The sequence below is a fragment of the Marivivens aquimaris genome, assembly GCF_015220045.1.
In the GTDB taxonomy this organism is placed as follows: domain Bacteria; phylum Pseudomonadota; class Alphaproteobacteria; order Rhodobacterales; family Rhodobacteraceae; genus Marivivens; species Marivivens aquimaris.
Window position 1 is genome coordinate 1,922,587 of sequence record NZ_JADBGB010000001.1, and the last position, 14,461, is coordinate 1,937,047.

The following is a 14,461-nucleotide window of genomic DNA, read 5'->3' on the forward strand; positions in this document are numbered from 1 at the left end:
CTGCCCTCCCCATTTTCGGGCAAAGTCTATGGGGCGCAGAGAGAAAGGACAATCACCTGAAAGCGTTACAGGGGTCTTCGCGTTCAGCGGCATCGGTGGCGATGACCTCATCGAAGGGTAAATCTGTCTCAAGCTCGACGATGCCGATGCTATAGACTTCTAAATCGGGCCGAGCTTCGGCGATGTAGGCCGGAACACCGCGATCGATGCGCGCGTGGCCAGAACCGGTGATCAGCACGACAGGACCGCCGGTTTCATCCAGCGCCTGAAGGGTTGTTCGCGCAAATGACGCATCACGAAGACGCTGCGCCTCAACCATCCCGTCCAGCATTTCCTCGGGCAGCGCTCCACAATGAGCGTCGGCTTGTTCTTGGCGCATGTCCTCTGGCGCGGGTTGGAGCAGGCCAAACTGCTCCGCATCCTCTCCGAAAACCGAAGCTGCATCAGTACCGATGGCCGCCATAAGAGCGGCGCGCGGAACACGAGCACCGTACACCAGAGCGTCGGTCGCCGTGAATATCGGCAGATACATCGCAAAATCCGACCAACCAGCGTCTTCCCAGCCGATGACCTCGCCCAGCGCTGCATTGAGTTCGGAATTGTTCACCAATTCCGCCTGCTCTGGCGAAAGCATTTCGAAAACTAAGGCTGTCGGAGAAATCTCGGCGATCAAACGCGCCTGCTCGGCGTGGTGCAACGGATTATCGTGCGTTTCGCCAAGTAAAAAAACGTTTTGCGCCGCCACAGGGGCAGCGCAAAGAAAGATCAGGGGTGCGAGCCACTTCATACGATGAAGTTTAGCACCTCGGGGGAACGCGAGGAAAGGGTGCGGCGCATTTTGCTGAACGCTGCAACTTCGAGCTGACGTACGCGCTCTTTGGAAAGACCCAGCTCGCCGCCGAGGCTTTCGAGAGTGCGCGGATCGTCGCGGAGCTTGCGCTCGCGGACAATGAAACGCTCACGGTCGTTGAGTTCCATCATAGCGGTGAGAAGCCAGCTGCGGATCAGTTCGGCATCGTGAGCGACCGAAACATTCTCTTCGGCCTGCTCGCCTTCGTCAGCAAGGCTTTCAACCCAAGTACGGCCTTCGTCTTCGGTCGACTGGGTGGCATCGAGAGAGAAATCGGAGCCCGAAAGGCGGCCTTCCATCATCTGAACGTCGTGAACCGGAACACCAAGCTCTTCGGAGATCATGCGGTGCAGTTCGTGACGTTCCAGAACAATACCGGTGGCATCTGCTTCACGTTCTATACGGGCCTGAATGCGGCGCATGTTGAAGAAGAGGGCCTTTTGGCTGCTGGTCGAACCGGTACGAACCATCGACCAGTTGCGCATCACATAATCTTGGATGCTGGCTTTGATCCACCAGACTGCGTAGGTCGAGAAACGAACGCCGCGGTCGGGGTCGAATTTGTCTGCGGCTTTCATGAGGCCAAGGCTAGCTTCCTGCACCAGATCGCTCATGGGAGCGCCGTAGCGGCGGAATTTGCTGGCCATCGAAATGGCGAGGCGCATATATGCGTTGATAAGGCGGTGGAGTGCGCGTTCATCGTGATGATCGCGCCATGCACGAGCAAGGTTGGCTTCGGTCTCTGCATCAAGCAGTTCTGCCTTCATGGCACGGCGGGAGAGATCGAACTGTTTGGTGTCATCAAGCGCCATGCTTGTGTCTCCTTGTGCGTTGTCTGGATCAACCGGTGTCGTTACCAGTGCTTCGATGAACAAACGCGCAGGCTCACAAATGGTTGCATCGAATAACGTGAAAAAGCTGACGCTCGTACTAGGAGGTGCCGCTTCGGGGAAATCCGAGTTCGCGGAAAAGCTCGTCACTGCGACGCAAAAAACCCGTAAGTACCTTGCTACATCACAGATTTTCGACGCTGAGATGCAAGCGAAGGTTGACAAGCATCTCGTCCAACGCGGCGAAGGTTGGGAGACGATCGAGGAGCCGCTCGATCTTGGGCCGACGCTGAAATCCGCGGTTCCCGATCAAATAATTTTGCTCGACTGCGCAACGTTATGGCTCACAAACCTGCTCATGGCCAAGCGGGATATCGCTCAGGAGAGCGCGAAACTGGTGGCAAACCTCCGCTCATGCAAGGCGGAAGTGGTCGTGGTTTCGAACGAAGTCGGCATGGGGATCGTCCCTGAACATGCCATTTCGCGGCAATTCCGCGAGGCGCAGGGGCGGCTCAATGCCATGATCGCCGAGGCAGCCGATAACGTTTTCTTCGTCGCCGCGGGTCTTCCGCTCGTCCTGAAGGGCGAGTTGCCATGACCCGCCTTTGGCTCGTGCGCCATGGCCCGACCCACGCAAAGGCGATGGTCGGCTGGACCGACCTGCCCGCTGATCTGAGCGACACGGCCGCGATTGCGCGTCTCTCGAACTATCTGCCCGACGCGCCCGTCGTGTCCTCGGACCTCAGCCGAGCTGTTGCAACCGCCGACGCGATCCAAGGCGAGCGCCACCGCCTTCCCCACGATCCGGACCTTCGCGAAATCAACTTCGGAGACTGGGAGATGTCCGAATTCAAGGACGATCCCCTTATGCGCGCCTATTGGGAAACGCCCGGCGATATCGCGCCCCCGAACGGCGAAAGCTGGAATGCGGTCAAAACCCGCGTGGATCGTGCGATAGATCGTCTGATTGCTGAGGGACACACGGACCTCATTGTCGTCGGGCATTTTGGCCAGATCCTGACGCAAGTGCAGCGGGCGCTCGGGATATCCGCCTACGACACATTCGGGCATCGGATCAGCAATTTGTCGGTGACTGTCATCGAAACGGCTGGCGGCTTCGCGGCGCGAAAAATTAACCACCTGCCCTGACGCCGTTAATACTTCTGAAACCACGCCTCGGTTAACCATGCTGCAATAGTCATGAGAGGCAGAATGGTTTCGACGGCATATTCCGTGGCGTTTGAAGGTGTCGAGGCGCGCCTTGTAGAGGTGCAATGCGCGGCCACCGCAGGCTTGCCGTCATTCTCCATCGTCGGCCTGCCCGACAAGGCTGTGTCCGAAGCGCGCGACAGGATCAGGGCGGCGTTGGAGGCGATGGCCATCGCCTTGCCCAGCCAGCGCATCACGATCAACCTCTCGCCCGCCGACCTACCCAAGGAAGGTTCGCACTTCGACCTGCCGATCGCCATTGCGCTGCTGGCGGAACTCGACGTCATCCCGCGCGACAAGGCGTCCGAAACCGTCGCGATGGGGGAGATGTCACTTGACGGTAAGCTCGTCCATGTCACCGGCGCCCTCCCCGCCGCGCTCGCCGCGTCCGAAGACGATAGGATGCTCATTTGCCCACCGGTTGCCGCGACCGAAGCCGCGTGGGTCGGCAGCACAGCGGTGTTCGGCGCGGCAACTTTGTATGAGGTCGTCCAGCACCTGAACGGCAAAGCGCCCCTGCCGCCAGCCACGCCCAAGGCAACCAGATCAGGGCCAAAAATCGACGATCTTCGCGATGTCAAAGGCCAAGAACGCGCAAAGCGCGCGCTGGAAATTGCTGCCGCAGGTCGGCACCATCTGTTCCTGCTCGGCCCGCCTGGGTCAGGCAAATCTATGCTCGCCAGCCGCATCACCGGCATCATGCCGGAGCTGTCGCCAACCGAGGCGCTTGAAACCTCGATGATCCACTCGGTCGCCGGCGCGCTAGATGACGGCGGCATTTGCCTTTCGCGTCCTTTCCGCAGCCCGCATCATACCGCGTCCCGCGCCGCGCTGATCGGCGGAGGGCAAGGCGCAAAACCTGGCGAGGTCAGCCTCGCTCACAACGGCGTCCTATTCCTCGACGAATTTCCAGAATTTCCGCGGACCGTCCTCGACACCCTGCGCCAACCGATCGAAAGCGGCGAAGTCCACGTCGCCCGCGCCAACGCCCACATCCGCTACCCCTGCCGGTTCATGCTGGTTGCCGCCGCGAACCCTTGCCGCTGCGGGCATTTGGCCGATTCCGCTCGCGCGTGCAGCCGTGCACCAAATTGTGGCACTGATTATTTGGGCCGCATCTCTGGCCCGCTGATGGATCGTTTCGATCTGAGGATCGAGGTGCCGCCCGTGTCTTTCAACGATCTCGACCTACCAGCCAACGGCGAACATTCGCATGAGATCGCCCAGCGGGTCAGTGCCGCGCGCGCCGTCCAAACCAAGCGCTTTGCCGATCTGGAAAACATCCGCACAAACTCCGAAGCCGAAGGTGCCGTGCTGGAGCAAATTGCGGAGCCTGATGCCGAGGGCCGCAATCTCATCCTTCGCGTGGCAGAGAAATTCGGCCTTACCGCGCGCGGATATCACCGCATTCTGCGCGTGGCGCGGACGATTGCAGACCTCGATAGGTCGCAAGACATACGCTACCCGCACCTCGCCGAGGCTGTGAGCTACCGGCTGACTTTGTCAAAAGAAGTCTGAACGAAATTCGCAATCTGCTTGAGGGCATCGCGCGCTTCCGGCACCCACAGCTCACCCAAGTGCCAGACATGCGGTGCGCCGTCCCACGTCTGGACAAGCACCTCGCCACCGCTTTTGCGCAACCGCTCGGCCATGCGATAGGTATCGTCTTCCAGCACTTCGGGACTACCGATCTGTAAATAAACCGGCGGCGGGTGATCGAACGCGGCGAATAGTGGCGATACCCGCGGGTCGGAAGGTTCGGCCTCGCCGACATAGGCGCGCGCCGCTTCGGTCATGCGGTCCGAAGGGATGACATCGTCGCTTTTTCCGATTTCCTCGACAGAGCGGCCCGACATTGTCAGATCGGTCCACGGCGACATCGCAAATAGGGCGGCGGGACATTCGCGGCGGGCGCACAGCGTCGCCAGCAGCGCCAAGGCCAACCCGCCGCCTGCGCTGTCGCCGCCAATGATAATGTCTTCGGGGTGATAGCCGCGCGAGATCAGATCGTCCCATGCGGCAATCGCGTCGTCGAAAGCGGCCGGAAACGGGTACTTTGGCGCAAGGCGGTAGGCTTGGGCGAAAACGGGATAGCCGGCGTAGCGCGATAGCCGCGCCAGCATCGCTGCATGAGTGTCGGGCGAGCCCGCGAAATACGCGCCGCCATGGAAATAGAGGATCACCTTGGACGGATCGGCGCCCTTCCCCGCGAGCCAAAGCGCGGGGCGTCCGCCCAATTCACGCGGCAAACGCAACGTATAGGGCACGAAATGGGTAAAGCGGGAGGCAAGCCGGTCGAGCCGGTCGCCATCCCGCTTTGCATCGTCAGTCAGGCTGAAAAGCGGACGAATGGTCAGCCGCGCACCCAGAGCGTAGAGCCTGAGACGCAGCGACCGCATCATGCTTTGCGGGCCTCGATGGCTTCCCAGATTTTCTCGGCGACGTTGATGCCGTCAAATCGCTCGAGTTCCTGAATGCCGGTCGGCGAGGTCACATTGATTTCGGTCAGGTAGTTGCCGATGACGTCGATGCCGACGAACACTTGGCCTTTTTCCTTCAAGAGCGGGCCGATCGCGGCGCAAATCTCGCGGTCGCGAGCGGTAAGTTCGACCTTTTCGGGGCGGCCGCCGACGTGCATGTTCGAGCGGGTTTCCCCCTTAGCAGGAACGCGATTGATCGCACCGACTGGCTCGCCGTCAACAAGGATCACACGCTTGTCGCCAGCAGACACGTCCGGCAGGAACTTCTGCACGATGAGCGGCTCGTTGTTGATGCCGCTGAACATTTCCCACAGCGAAGCAAGGTTGCCGTCTCCCGAGGTCAACTTGAACACGCCTGCACCGCCATTGCCGTAAAGCGGCTTGAGGATGATATCGCCGTGCTTGTCGCGGAAATTGCGCAGCGTCTGCAGATCACGCGCAATCGCGGTCGGCGGGGTCAGGTCAGGGAACTGGAGGACCAGCAGCTTTTCGGGGTAATTGCGGACCCAGAACGGATCGTTCACCACCAGCGTTTCGGGATGGATCATGTCCAGCAGGTGCGTGGTCGTGATGTAGCCCATGTCGAACGGCGGATCCTGACGAAGCCAGACGACATCGTAATCCGCAAGGTCGACTTCCTGCTCTTCGCCGAGAGTGAAGTGGTTCCCCTTCTCGCGGCGCACTTCGAGCGGCCAACCGCGAGCGGTGATGCGGCCTTCCTGAAATGCAAGGCGATCAGGCGTGTAATAAAACAGAGAGTGTCCACGCTTCTGCGCCTCTTCGGCGATGCGGAACGTGCTGTCGGCGTCGATATTGATCGGACCGATCGGATCCATCTGGATTGCGACCTTGAGGGACATGGGTCTTTCCTTTGCTGTTGCCGAATAGATGGCGCAGCACACCCACCGGTGCAACCCTCACAGATCGAAACTGATGTTTTCGTAAACGCGCACCTGCCCTGCGCCATCAACAGTCGCGAGGTCTATGCGCATGGCTTTGCCCTTCGCATGCTTGGCCATGTAGTCGCACGCGCTTAGGCAAATCCGTTCCAGTTGGCGTTTTCTGAGATGCATTGCTGCGGTGTCATGCCGCGAGGACGCTTTGACCTCTATAAAGACGGTCAAATTCTGATGCCGAGCGATCAAGTCGATTTCACCGGCTCGGCCGCGCCAGCGGCGTTCGATAATCTCCGCTCCGCGCTCCTCGTAGGCGCGTTCGACGATCCCTTCGGCAGCGACGCCGGAGTGGTAGGCGAGCGATCCTCGACGTGCCTTTGCCGTCATTCGCACTTATCGAGCGACAAAGCGATCTGATAGACCTGCCGCTTCGGCAGGCCCAGCGCACCAGCCACAGCAGTGGCGGCGTCTTTGACCCGCATCGTTTTCATTGCCTCGCGCAGTGCGCTTTCCACGTCGACGTCCTCCACCTCGGTCGCGCCGGCTCGGCCGACGACGACAACCAGTTCACCTTTGACAGAGCGATCGGCGTAGGCCTCGGTGACTTCGGCGAGGGTGCCACGGGTGACTTCCTCGAATTTCTTGGTCAGCTCGCGGCAAACGGCCACTTCGCGCTCGTCACCAAGGATATCGCGCAAACTCACTAACATTTCCTGAATGCGCTTCGGGCTTTCGTAGAAAATCATCGTGGCGGGCGTATCGCGAAGGGTCGCGATCTCGGTTTCGCGCTGCACTTTGCCTGCGGGAAGGAAGCCGATGAACATAAAGCGGTCGGACGGCAGGCCCGAGACGGTCATTGCGGCAAGCGCGGCAGACGCACCAGGCGCGGCGGTGACGAACAGACCAGCGGCGGCCACGGCACGTCCAAGTTCATAGCCCGGATCGGCAATAAGCGGCGTACCTGCTTCGGAAACGTAGGCGATGGATTTGCCCGCCGCGATCTCTTTGACCAGCCCGTTGACCTCGCCCTGACCGGAGTGGTCATGGAACGCGACCATCTTTCGGTGGTTGAGCGGAACACCGTGAATATCCATAAGTTTTCGGGCGGTACGGGTATCTTCGGCCGCAATGATATCGGCGGAGGCGAGAATATCGAGTCCCCGCAAAGTCATGTCTCTGGCCGACCCGATCGGCGTTGCGACCATGTACAGACCAGGCGCGAGAGGACGTATTTCATGATTCATTTCTGGACCCCTCGTCTACCAAGTCTATTATCCCGTTAAACTAACGTTTGCTGGGGGATGCCGCGAAGGCACCGGCCATGCAAGTAGGGAGCGTATATTTCATGATGAATTTTTCCAGCACCGTCCGGTCGTGGGCCGCACGAATTTTTGCTTTACTATCGCTGGTATGGGTCGCGGCATGTGATGTGCCGGTCAGCAGCACCGGCGGAAACACCGGCGCACGTATCGATCCGAGCCAGCCTGTTCAGGTCGCCTTGCTCGTTCCGGGCGGCTCGGCGAAAGAATCCGACAACATCCTCGCCCAGAACCTCGAAAACGCTGCGCGTCTGGCAATGGCCGACCTGAGCGGTGTGACCGTCGATCTGCGCGTGTATAACACCGCAGGTAGCCCTGCGCAGGCCGCTGCCGTTGCGACCCAAGCGGTCAACGACGGCGCTAAAGTTATCCTCGGACCGCTTTATGCCGAAGCTGCAAACGCTGCCGGCGTTGCCGTTGCAGGCCGTAACGTGAACGTGCTGGCGTTCTCGAATAACGCGAGCATCGCAGGCAACAACGTGTTCATTTTGGGTGCGACCTTCCAGAACACCGCAAACCGCCTTGTCAGCTATGCCGCCCGTCAGGGTCGCCGCAACGTTGCGGTTGTTTATGGTGAAGACCTTCAGGGTTCCGTTGGCCGTGATGCCACTGCAAATGCCGCGCGCAACGCAGGTGTCGCTCTGTCGACCGTACAAAGCTACGGCATGTCGCAGCAGGCGATCATCAGCGCAGCAGGCCCGATTGCCAACGCGATCAAGTCGAGCGGTGCAGACGCTGTTGTCCTGACCGGCGGCATCAACGCCGACCTTCCGATCATCGCAACCGGTCTGTCGGAGCAGGGTGTCGACTCGTCGAGCTTTGTCGGCCTGACCCGTTGGGACGCTGCCGGCCAAGCGGTTTCGCTTCCCGGTCTCCAGAACGGTATCTTCGCAGTACCGGACACCAACATGATGAACCTGTTCGAAAGCCGTTACACGCAAGCATACGGCTCGGCGCCGCACCCGCTTGCAGGTCTGGCGTTTGACGGCATCGCTGCAATCGGCGCTCTGGCTGCCGGTGGTGACGCCAATGCCCTCACCCGCAACAGCCTGACGAAAACTCAGGGCTTCGAAGGCACGCAAGGGGTGTTCCGTCTGCTTCCTAATGGTACAAACGAGCGAGCACTCGCTATCGCACAGATCCAGAACAATCAGGTGGTAATCCTTGAACCTGCCCCAAGAAGCTTTGCGGGATTCGGCTTCTGAGCCGACACTCCTCACGCAAGCCCCGAACGAAACGGCGGCCGAAGGCCTGATTTGCACGGCCGCCGATATCTTTGACAAAGATGCAGTCATTGCTGAAATCGATACCGCAATCGCGGATCTGACGGATGCGATGGACATCCGCAAAGAGACGGTCAAAATTCTGATGGCGGCCCGCAAACGCGGTGTTGCCGCCATCGCCGCCTCCTTTGCCGCGCGTCCCTTCGACGCCAGCCCCGTTACCCGCAGCTATACTTTCCTGACCGATGGTCTGGTTCGCGCGACGCTCCACGTCGCCCGCACAAAGCTGCACCCCCTGCACAATCCGACCGACGGCGAACGCCTCGCGCTGGTGGCCATTGGCGGCTACGGTCGCGGAGAGATGGCTGCCCACTCCGACGTCGATCTGTTGTTCCTGACCCCGTACAAAATCACGCCTTGGGCCGAGAGCCTGATCGAGTCGATGCTGTATATCCTTTGGGATTTGCGCCTGAAGGTCGGCCACGCCAGCCGCACCGTCAAAGACTGCCTCAAGCTCGCGCGCGAAGATTACACGATCCGCACCAGCCTTGTTGAGCTACGTTTCCTCGACGGTGACAAGAAGCTCGCGAAGTCGCTTCAGGAAAAACTCTGGAGCGATCTGTTCAGCAACTCCGCCGCTGACTTCATCGAAGCAAAGCTGACCGAGCGTTCCGAACGTCACCGCAAGCAAGGTGGCCAGCGCTACGTCGTTGAGCCCAACGTGAAAGAAGGCAAAGGCGGTCTGCGCGACCTCCAGTCGCTTTATTGGATCGCGAAGTACGTCAATCAGGTCGAGGACCCGTCCGAACTGGTCGATCGCGGCGTTTTCACTGCCGACGAATTCGCGACCTTTGAACAGGCACAGGAATTCCTTTGGGCCGTGCGTTGTCATCTGCACTTGATTACCGGACGCGCTATGGACCAGCTGACGTTCGACCTTCAGGTCGAGGTCGCCGAGCGCATGGGCTACAACGACAACGGCGGTCGCCGCGCTGTCGAGCACTTCATGCAGGACTATTTCCGCCACGCCACCCGCGTGGGCGAATTGACCCGTATCTTTCTTACCTCGCTGGAAGCCACGCACACCAAGGCCGAGCCGATGCTCACGCGTCTTCTGTCGCGCCGCCGCCGTGCCCGCCCGCCCTACGCGATCAAGCAGAACCGCCTGACGATTGCCGATGAGACAGCGTTCTTCTCGGACAACGTCAACATGCTGCGGATTTTTGAAGAAGCACTGCGGACAGGGACGCTATTGCACTCGGACGCCATGCGTTTGCTGGCCTCGCACCTCGATCTGATCACCGACGACGTGCGGAATTCCAAAGAAGCGAACCGTATTTTCCTCGATCTGCTGCTCAAACACGGCAACCCCGAACGTGCGCTGCGTCGCATGAACGAACTCGGTGTGCTTTCGGCGTTCATGCCCGAATTCGCCCCCATCGTCGCGATGATGCAGTTCAACATGTATCACCACTTTACCGTGGACGAGCACACCATCCAGTGCATCAGTCACCTTGCGCGGATCGAACGCGGTGAGCTGGTTGAGGAATTGCCTGTGGCCTCCAGCATTCTGGGCGGCGGCGTGAACCGCAAGATCCTCTATATTGCGATCCTGCTACACGATATCGGCAAAGGCCGTCCTGAAGATCACAGCGTCGTCGGCGCCCAGATCGCCCGCAAGGTTGCTCCGCGGCTTGGCCTCAACAAAAAAGAGGTGGAGACGGTCGAATGGCTGGTCCGCTATCACCTGCTGATGTCGGACATGGCGCAGAAACGGGATATCAGCGATCCGCGCACCGTCCGCGATTTTGCCAAAGCGGTGAAGTCGGTCGAACGGCTTGATCTGCTGACGGTTCTGACGGTCTGCGATATCAACGGCGTTGGCCCCGGCACGTGGAACAACTGGAAAGCCATGCTGCTACGCGGTCTCTATAATGAAACCCGTCTCGCGCTCGAAAACGGTCTGGAAGAGATCAACCGTGAAACCCGCGAGAACGAGGCGAAGAAAGCCCTTCGCGCGGCTCTGAGCGATTGGGATGCGAAAGATCTGCGCACCGAGATGGGCCGCCATTACGGTCCCTATTGGCAGGGCCTACCCAATTCGGTCCACATGGTATTCGCGGAACTTCTGCGCAACATCACCGATACCGAGATCAAGATCGACCTCAAGCTTGACCCTGACCGCGATGCGACCCGTGCGTGCTTTGCTATGGCCGACCACCCTGGTCTGTTCAACCGCCTCACCGGTGCGCTGGCGCTTGTCGGTGCGAACGTTGTCGACGCCCGAACGGACACGTCGAAGGATGGTTATGCGACCGCGATCTTCTGGGTGCAGGACGCCGACGGCCATCCCTATGAGGCAAGCCGCCTGCCCCGCTTGCAGCAGATGATCTACCGGACCCTGCGGGGTGAGGTGATTACTCGTGAGGCACTGAAGGATCGCGACAAGCTCAAGAAACGCGAGCAGGCGTTCAAGGTGAAGACCAACATCCTCTTCGATAACGAGGGTTCGGATATCTACACCATCATCGAAGTCGACACGCGCGACCGGCCGGGCCTTTTGCATGACCTGACCCGCGTTCTGGCGGCCGACAACGTCTATATTGCCTCGGCAATGATCGCGACATTTGGTGAGCAGGTTGTCGACACCTTCTATGTCAAAGACATGTTCGGCCTGAAATTCCATCAGGAAAACCGCCGCGCCGCGCTGGAGAAGAAACTGCGCGAAGCAATCCGTATGGGTGTGGAACGGGCGACGGTCTGATGAGGAAAGCTCTGGCTTTCGTCATCATCGTCGTTCTCGGGGTGGCCATAGGTATGGCCGCCCGCTGGCATTTTGGACGGTTCGACCGCGTGACTGCGTATGTCGATCTGTTAAGCCAAGTCTGCCTGCCGTTCGCCAACCATGAGGAACCTGACCTTGCGGGCCTCGAATTGCGCCAACAGCAGGATGCTTCTGTATCATATTTCTCGGCGCAGGACCGTTTGATGGTCTCGCTCTCGGACAGAGGATGCGAGGTCACCGAGGCCGAACCCTACTTCAGCGCCGACGAGCAAGCTCTGCTATTGGAAAAAGCCACAGAATGGGTCGCGGTGCATTTTCCCAAATTGCAGGATGATCCCGAAGGCCGATTGGAAACCGTCGATCTGTCGCGCGTCTGGGTGGCGGGCACCTATGGGCAGCCGGATCGTTGGGGCATTTTTCTCATCCGCCTCAATCCGTCAGGGCCTGGGGCATGGACGTCTGTCTTGGTCATGAAACGCCCTATATAAACTGCACGAATTCTCCATAGTCATTACAAGGCCCTGCCAGTAGACAGGCCACATTATTCAACGCAGGACTTTCCAAACCTATGAAACCCATTCGACTTGTCTCCGGCTTTCTCACTGTCGGTCTGTGGACGCTTGCGTCCCGCTTGATGGGTTTTGTGCGCGACATCATGATCGCCGCCTACCTCGGCACCGGCCCTGTCGCCGAAGCGTTCCTGATCGCTTTTTCACTGCCCAACATGTTCCGCCGCTTCTTTGCCGAGGGTGCGTTTAACATGGCGTTCGTGCCGATGTTTTCGAAGAAATTCGAAGCGGGCGAGGATGCGGAGAAGTTCGCCAATGACGCCTTCACCGGCCTCGCAACAGTCCTGATCGTCTTCACTGTGATTGCGATGGCAGCGATGCCGTGGCTCGTGCTGGCGATGGCGTCGGGCTTTGCAGGTGACGAGCGGTTCGACCTCGCGGTCGATTATGGCCGTATCGCGTTCCCCTATATCCTGTTCATCTCGCTGGCTGCTTTGCTATCGGGCGTGCTGAACTCCATCGGTCGCTTCACAGCTGCCGCTGCTGCGCCTGTTCTGCTGAACGTGCTGTTTATTGCAGGCATGGTTCTGGGACACGCGCTCGGTTGGCCCGTTGGTGACACGTTGGTCTGGACCGTGCCGCTCGCCGGTTTCGCGCAAATGGCGCTAGTCTGGTACGCGGCGCATAAAGCGGGCTTCACGCTGCGCTTCACCCGTCCGAAGTTCACGCCGGAGCTGAAGCGCCTTGCGATCATCGCAGCTCCCGCTGCGCTTTCGGGCGGTGTCGTTCAGGTCAATTTGCTCATCGGTCGCCAGATCGCCAGCTTCTTTGACGGAGCCGTCGCGTGGCTGTCCTACGCCGATCGCCTCTATCAACTGCCGCTCGGCGTGGTTGGCATTGCGATTGGCGTGGTACTCCTCCCCGACCTTTCCCGCCGTTTGCGTGGCGGTGATATCGACGGCAGCCGCGATGCGTTCAACCGTGCTTGCGAGATGTCGCTGGCGCTGACCGTCCCCGCTGCCGTTGCGCTGATGGTCATTCCTGTGCCGCTGGTGCAGGTACTTTTCGAGCGCGGCGCGTTCGGCAGTGACGACACGATGAACACCGCAATTGCGGTCGCCGTCTATGGCCTCGGCCTGCCCGCGTTCGTCATGCAGAAAACGCTCCAGCCGCTGTTCTTTGCGCGTGAAGATACCCGCCGTCCGTTCTACATCGCGCTGGCCTCGCTGGCCATTACCACCACGGCGGCGATCGGCCTTGCGCCGTTCATTGGCTTCATCGCCTCGGCAATTGCGACGACGCTTTCGGCATGGGTAGCTGTGCTGATCCTCTGGATCATGTCGCGCCCGATGGGTGAAGCCGCGCAGTTCGACGCCCGCTTCAAGCGCCGCATCTGGCGGATCGTTCTTGCATCATTCGCGATGGGCGCCGTGCTCTGGTTCAGCTACGGCAGTGCGGCATTCTTCTTCGGCCTGCCGCACGTCCGGTATCTGGCACTCTTCATCCTCGTGATGATCGGCATGGTTAGCTACTTCATCGTCGGCCAGCTCATCGGCGCGTTCCGTATTCGGGAATTTGCCGGAGCGTTCCGCCGCAGCCGTTAATCAGCGCTGACGGATCCGTGCGAGGAAGCCTTGCCATCCGCCGGGTCCAACGAGCGGCGATAGGATCAATCCTGTCGCGAAACCGGCGAACTCCGATATGCCAAGATAGAGCATCATCGGGGTCGCATCGCCGCCGTACCCCATGAGGTAGATCAGCTTTACGAACAGGCCCCAGATGATCTGGATGACCAAGAGGATGCCGATCATGCTGAACGCCTTCCAACGGTTCGCGCCCTGCTGGCCAAGGCGAACCCACATGATGTGGGAAAACGCGCCGATCAGGCCGTAAACCGCTGGGTAGCCGCCGTAGTACGGCCAGTTTTCGGGCGCGATCAGTCCGAAGATCACTGCCGCTACGATGGCCGAGGAAAAGAACACCGTCACGACCGAGGCCCAGTGCCAGCGATCACCGACGAACTTGCCGACCGCCAGAGTGATGACGGCAGCAAAGCCAGCGTGCATCAGGCTGCTATGGACGAACGGGTACGTGACATAACGGTAGAGGTAGTCAAACGGGAACGTCCCGCGCGCAAACATCTCGTGCTGGATGGCGGGGAAAAAGCCGAAGTCGTTGATCGTATCCGCGCGCCAGCCGACGCCCTGCGCACCGCCCGCCAGACCGGCGGTTGCCAGTTGCATCACCAGTTCGATCCCGACCATCAGCAGCGCTAGCACCAGAACTGCAGGCGGAATGGGATTAATGACTCGTTCCTGCTCCATTGTCTCGCCTCCGTGGACACATCGCATTGACGCGAC

Annotated in this window: 14 protein-coding genes; 7 read left to right on the top strand and 7 right to left on the bottom strand. The window is 59.9% G+C overall.

The window, feature by feature from the left end; all coding sequences use genetic code 11:
- Positions 1–52: 52 nt before the first annotated feature.
- Both IF204_RS09455 and IF204_RS09460 read right to left on the bottom strand, forming a co-directional pair.
- Positions 53–787 (bottom strand): ChaN family lipoprotein, encoded by a 735-nt coding sequence (locus IF204_RS09455; RefSeq protein ID WP_194096488.1) that lies wholly within the window; start codon positions 785–787, stop codon positions 53–55.
- Positions 784–1,662 carry an RNA polymerase factor sigma-32 gene (locus IF204_RS09460; RefSeq protein WP_194096490.1) on the bottom strand — a complete coding sequence of 293 codons (879 nt, stop codon included), beginning with the start codon at positions 1,660–1,662 and terminating at the stop codon, positions 784–786. Before IF204_RS09460 ends, IF204_RS09455 begins: the two co-directional genes overlap by 4 nt.
- A 55-nt stretch (positions 1,663–1,717) precedes the next feature.
- Between IF204_RS09460 and cobU the strand changes: the two genes are divergently transcribed.
- From cobU to IF204_RS09475, 3 genes are all read left to right on the top strand, one after another.
- Positions 1,718–2,278, top strand: coding sequence for a bifunctional adenosylcobinamide kinase/adenosylcobinamide-phosphate guanylyltransferase (cobU, locus tag IF204_RS09465; RefSeq protein WP_228069139.1), 561 nt, complete (start codon positions 1,718–1,720; stop codon positions 2,276–2,278).
- Positions 2,275–2,829: a histidine phosphatase family protein gene (locus IF204_RS09470; RefSeq protein ID WP_194096492.1), complete on the top strand. Its 555-nt coding sequence runs from the start codon at positions 2,275–2,277 to the stop codon at positions 2,827–2,829. The genes cobU and IF204_RS09470 overlap by 4 nt, the downstream gene beginning before the upstream one ends.
- Positions 2,830–2,892: 63 nt before the next feature.
- A complete protein-coding gene (locus IF204_RS09475; RefSeq protein WP_194096494.1) occupies positions 2,893–4,407 on the top strand; it encodes a YifB family Mg chelatase-like AAA ATPase in 1,515 nt (504 codons plus the stop codon).
- On the opposite strand, the gene IF204_RS09480 is transcribed toward IF204_RS09475, so the two are convergent.
- The 4 genes from IF204_RS09480 to rsmI are packed head-to-tail and all read right to left on the bottom strand — an operon-like array spanning position 4,377 to position 7,509.
- Complete coding sequence (locus IF204_RS09480) at positions 4,377–5,288, bottom strand: alpha/beta hydrolase fold domain-containing protein (protein ID WP_194096496.1); 912 nt, start codon at positions 5,286–5,288, stop codon at positions 4,377–4,379. The genes IF204_RS09475 and IF204_RS09480 overlap by 31 nt on opposite strands.
- Positions 5,288–6,229, bottom strand: a complete 942-nt coding sequence (gene gshB, locus IF204_RS09485; protein WP_194096498.1) for a glutathione synthase — start codon at positions 6,227–6,229, stop codon at positions 5,288–5,290. The genes IF204_RS09480 and gshB overlap by 1 nt, the downstream gene beginning before the upstream one ends.
- A gap of 57 nt (positions 6,230–6,286) precedes the next feature.
- Complete coding sequence (locus IF204_RS09490) at positions 6,287–6,652, bottom strand: YraN family protein (protein ID WP_194096500.1); 366 nt, start codon at positions 6,650–6,652, stop codon at positions 6,287–6,289.
- Positions 6,649–7,509, bottom strand: coding sequence for a 16S rRNA (cytidine(1402)-2'-O)-methyltransferase (gene rsmI, locus IF204_RS09495; RefSeq protein WP_194096502.1), 861 nt, complete (start codon positions 7,507–7,509; stop codon positions 6,649–6,651). Before rsmI ends, IF204_RS09490 begins: the two co-directional genes overlap by 4 nt.
- 101 nt (positions 7,510–7,610) lie before the next feature.
- Between rsmI and IF204_RS09500 the strand changes: the two genes are divergently transcribed.
- From IF204_RS09500 to murJ, 4 genes are all read left to right on the top strand, one after another.
- A complete protein-coding gene (locus tag IF204_RS09500) occupies positions 7,611–8,789 on the top strand; it encodes a penicillin-binding protein activator (protein ID WP_194096504.1) in 1,179 nt (392 codons plus the stop codon).
- Positions 8,749–11,571: a [protein-PII] uridylyltransferase gene (locus IF204_RS09505; protein ID WP_407658910.1), complete on the top strand. Its 2,823-nt coding sequence runs from the start codon at positions 8,749–8,751 to the stop codon at positions 11,569–11,571. Before IF204_RS09500 ends, IF204_RS09505 begins: the two co-directional genes overlap by 41 nt.
- Positions 11,571–12,080: a hypothetical protein gene (locus tag IF204_RS09510; RefSeq protein WP_194096506.1), complete on the top strand. Its 510-nt coding sequence runs from the start codon at positions 11,571–11,573 to the stop codon at positions 12,078–12,080. The genes IF204_RS09505 and IF204_RS09510 overlap by 1 nt, the downstream gene beginning before the upstream one ends.
- An 80-nt stretch (positions 12,081–12,160) precedes the next feature.
- The gene (gene murJ, locus IF204_RS09515) at positions 12,161–13,705 is read left to right on the top strand and encodes a murein biosynthesis integral membrane protein MurJ (protein ID WP_194096508.1); all 1,545 of its coding nucleotides are present in this window, start codon (positions 12,161–12,163) and stop codon (positions 13,703–13,705) included.
- Here murJ and IF204_RS09520 read toward each other — a convergent pair whose 3' ends face one another.
- Entirely contained in the window at positions 13,706–14,425 is a 720-nt protein-coding gene (locus IF204_RS09520) for a rhomboid family intramembrane serine protease (RefSeq protein ID WP_194096510.1), read from the bottom strand.
- Positions 14,426–14,461 lie beyond the last annotated feature (36 nt).

Bases quoted from the DNA above. Each gene is read 5' to 3' on its own strand.
- IF204_RS09455 (WP_194096488.1), bottom strand. From the start codon at position 787: ATGAAGTGGCTCGCACCCCTGATCTTTCTTTGCGCTGCCCCTGTGGCG.
- IF204_RS09460 (WP_194096490.1), bottom strand. From the start codon at position 1,662: ATGGCGCTTGATGACACCAAACAGTTCGATCTCTCCCGCCGTGCCATG.
- cobU (WP_228069139.1), top strand. From the start codon at position 1,718: ATGAACAAACGCGCAGGCTCACAAATGGTTGCATCGAATAACGTGAAA.
- IF204_RS09470 (WP_194096492.1), top strand. From the start codon at position 2,275: ATGACCCGCCTTTGGCTCGTGCGCCATGGCCCGACCCACGCAAAGGCG.
- IF204_RS09475 (WP_194096494.1), top strand. From the start codon at position 2,893: ATGGTTTCGACGGCATATTCCGTGGCGTTTGAAGGTGTCGAGGCGCGC.
- IF204_RS09480 (WP_194096496.1), bottom strand. From the start codon at position 5,288: ATGCGGTCGCTGCGTCTCAGGCTCTACGCTCTGGGTGCGCGGCTGACC.
- gshB (WP_194096498.1), bottom strand. From the start codon at position 6,229: ATGTCCCTCAAGGTCGCAATCCAGATGGATCCGATCGGTCCGATCAAT.
- IF204_RS09490 (WP_194096500.1), bottom strand. From the start codon at position 6,652: ATGACGGCAAAGGCACGTCGAGGATCGCTCGCCTACCACTCCGGCGTC.
- rsmI (WP_194096502.1), bottom strand. From the start codon at position 7,509: ATGAATCATGAAATACGTCCTCTCGCGCCTGGTCTGTACATGGTCGCA.
- IF204_RS09500 (WP_194096504.1), top strand. From the start codon at position 7,611: ATGATGAATTTTTCCAGCACCGTCCGGTCGTGGGCCGCACGAATTTTT.
- IF204_RS09510 (WP_194096506.1), top strand. From the start codon at position 11,571: ATGAGGAAAGCTCTGGCTTTCGTCATCATCGTCGTTCTCGGGGTGGCC.
- murJ (WP_194096508.1), top strand. From the start codon at position 12,161: ATGAAACCCATTCGACTTGTCTCCGGCTTTCTCACTGTCGGTCTGTGG.
- IF204_RS09520 (WP_194096510.1), bottom strand. From the start codon at position 14,425: ATGGAGCAGGAACGAGTCATTAATCCCATTCCGCCTGCAGTTCTGGTG.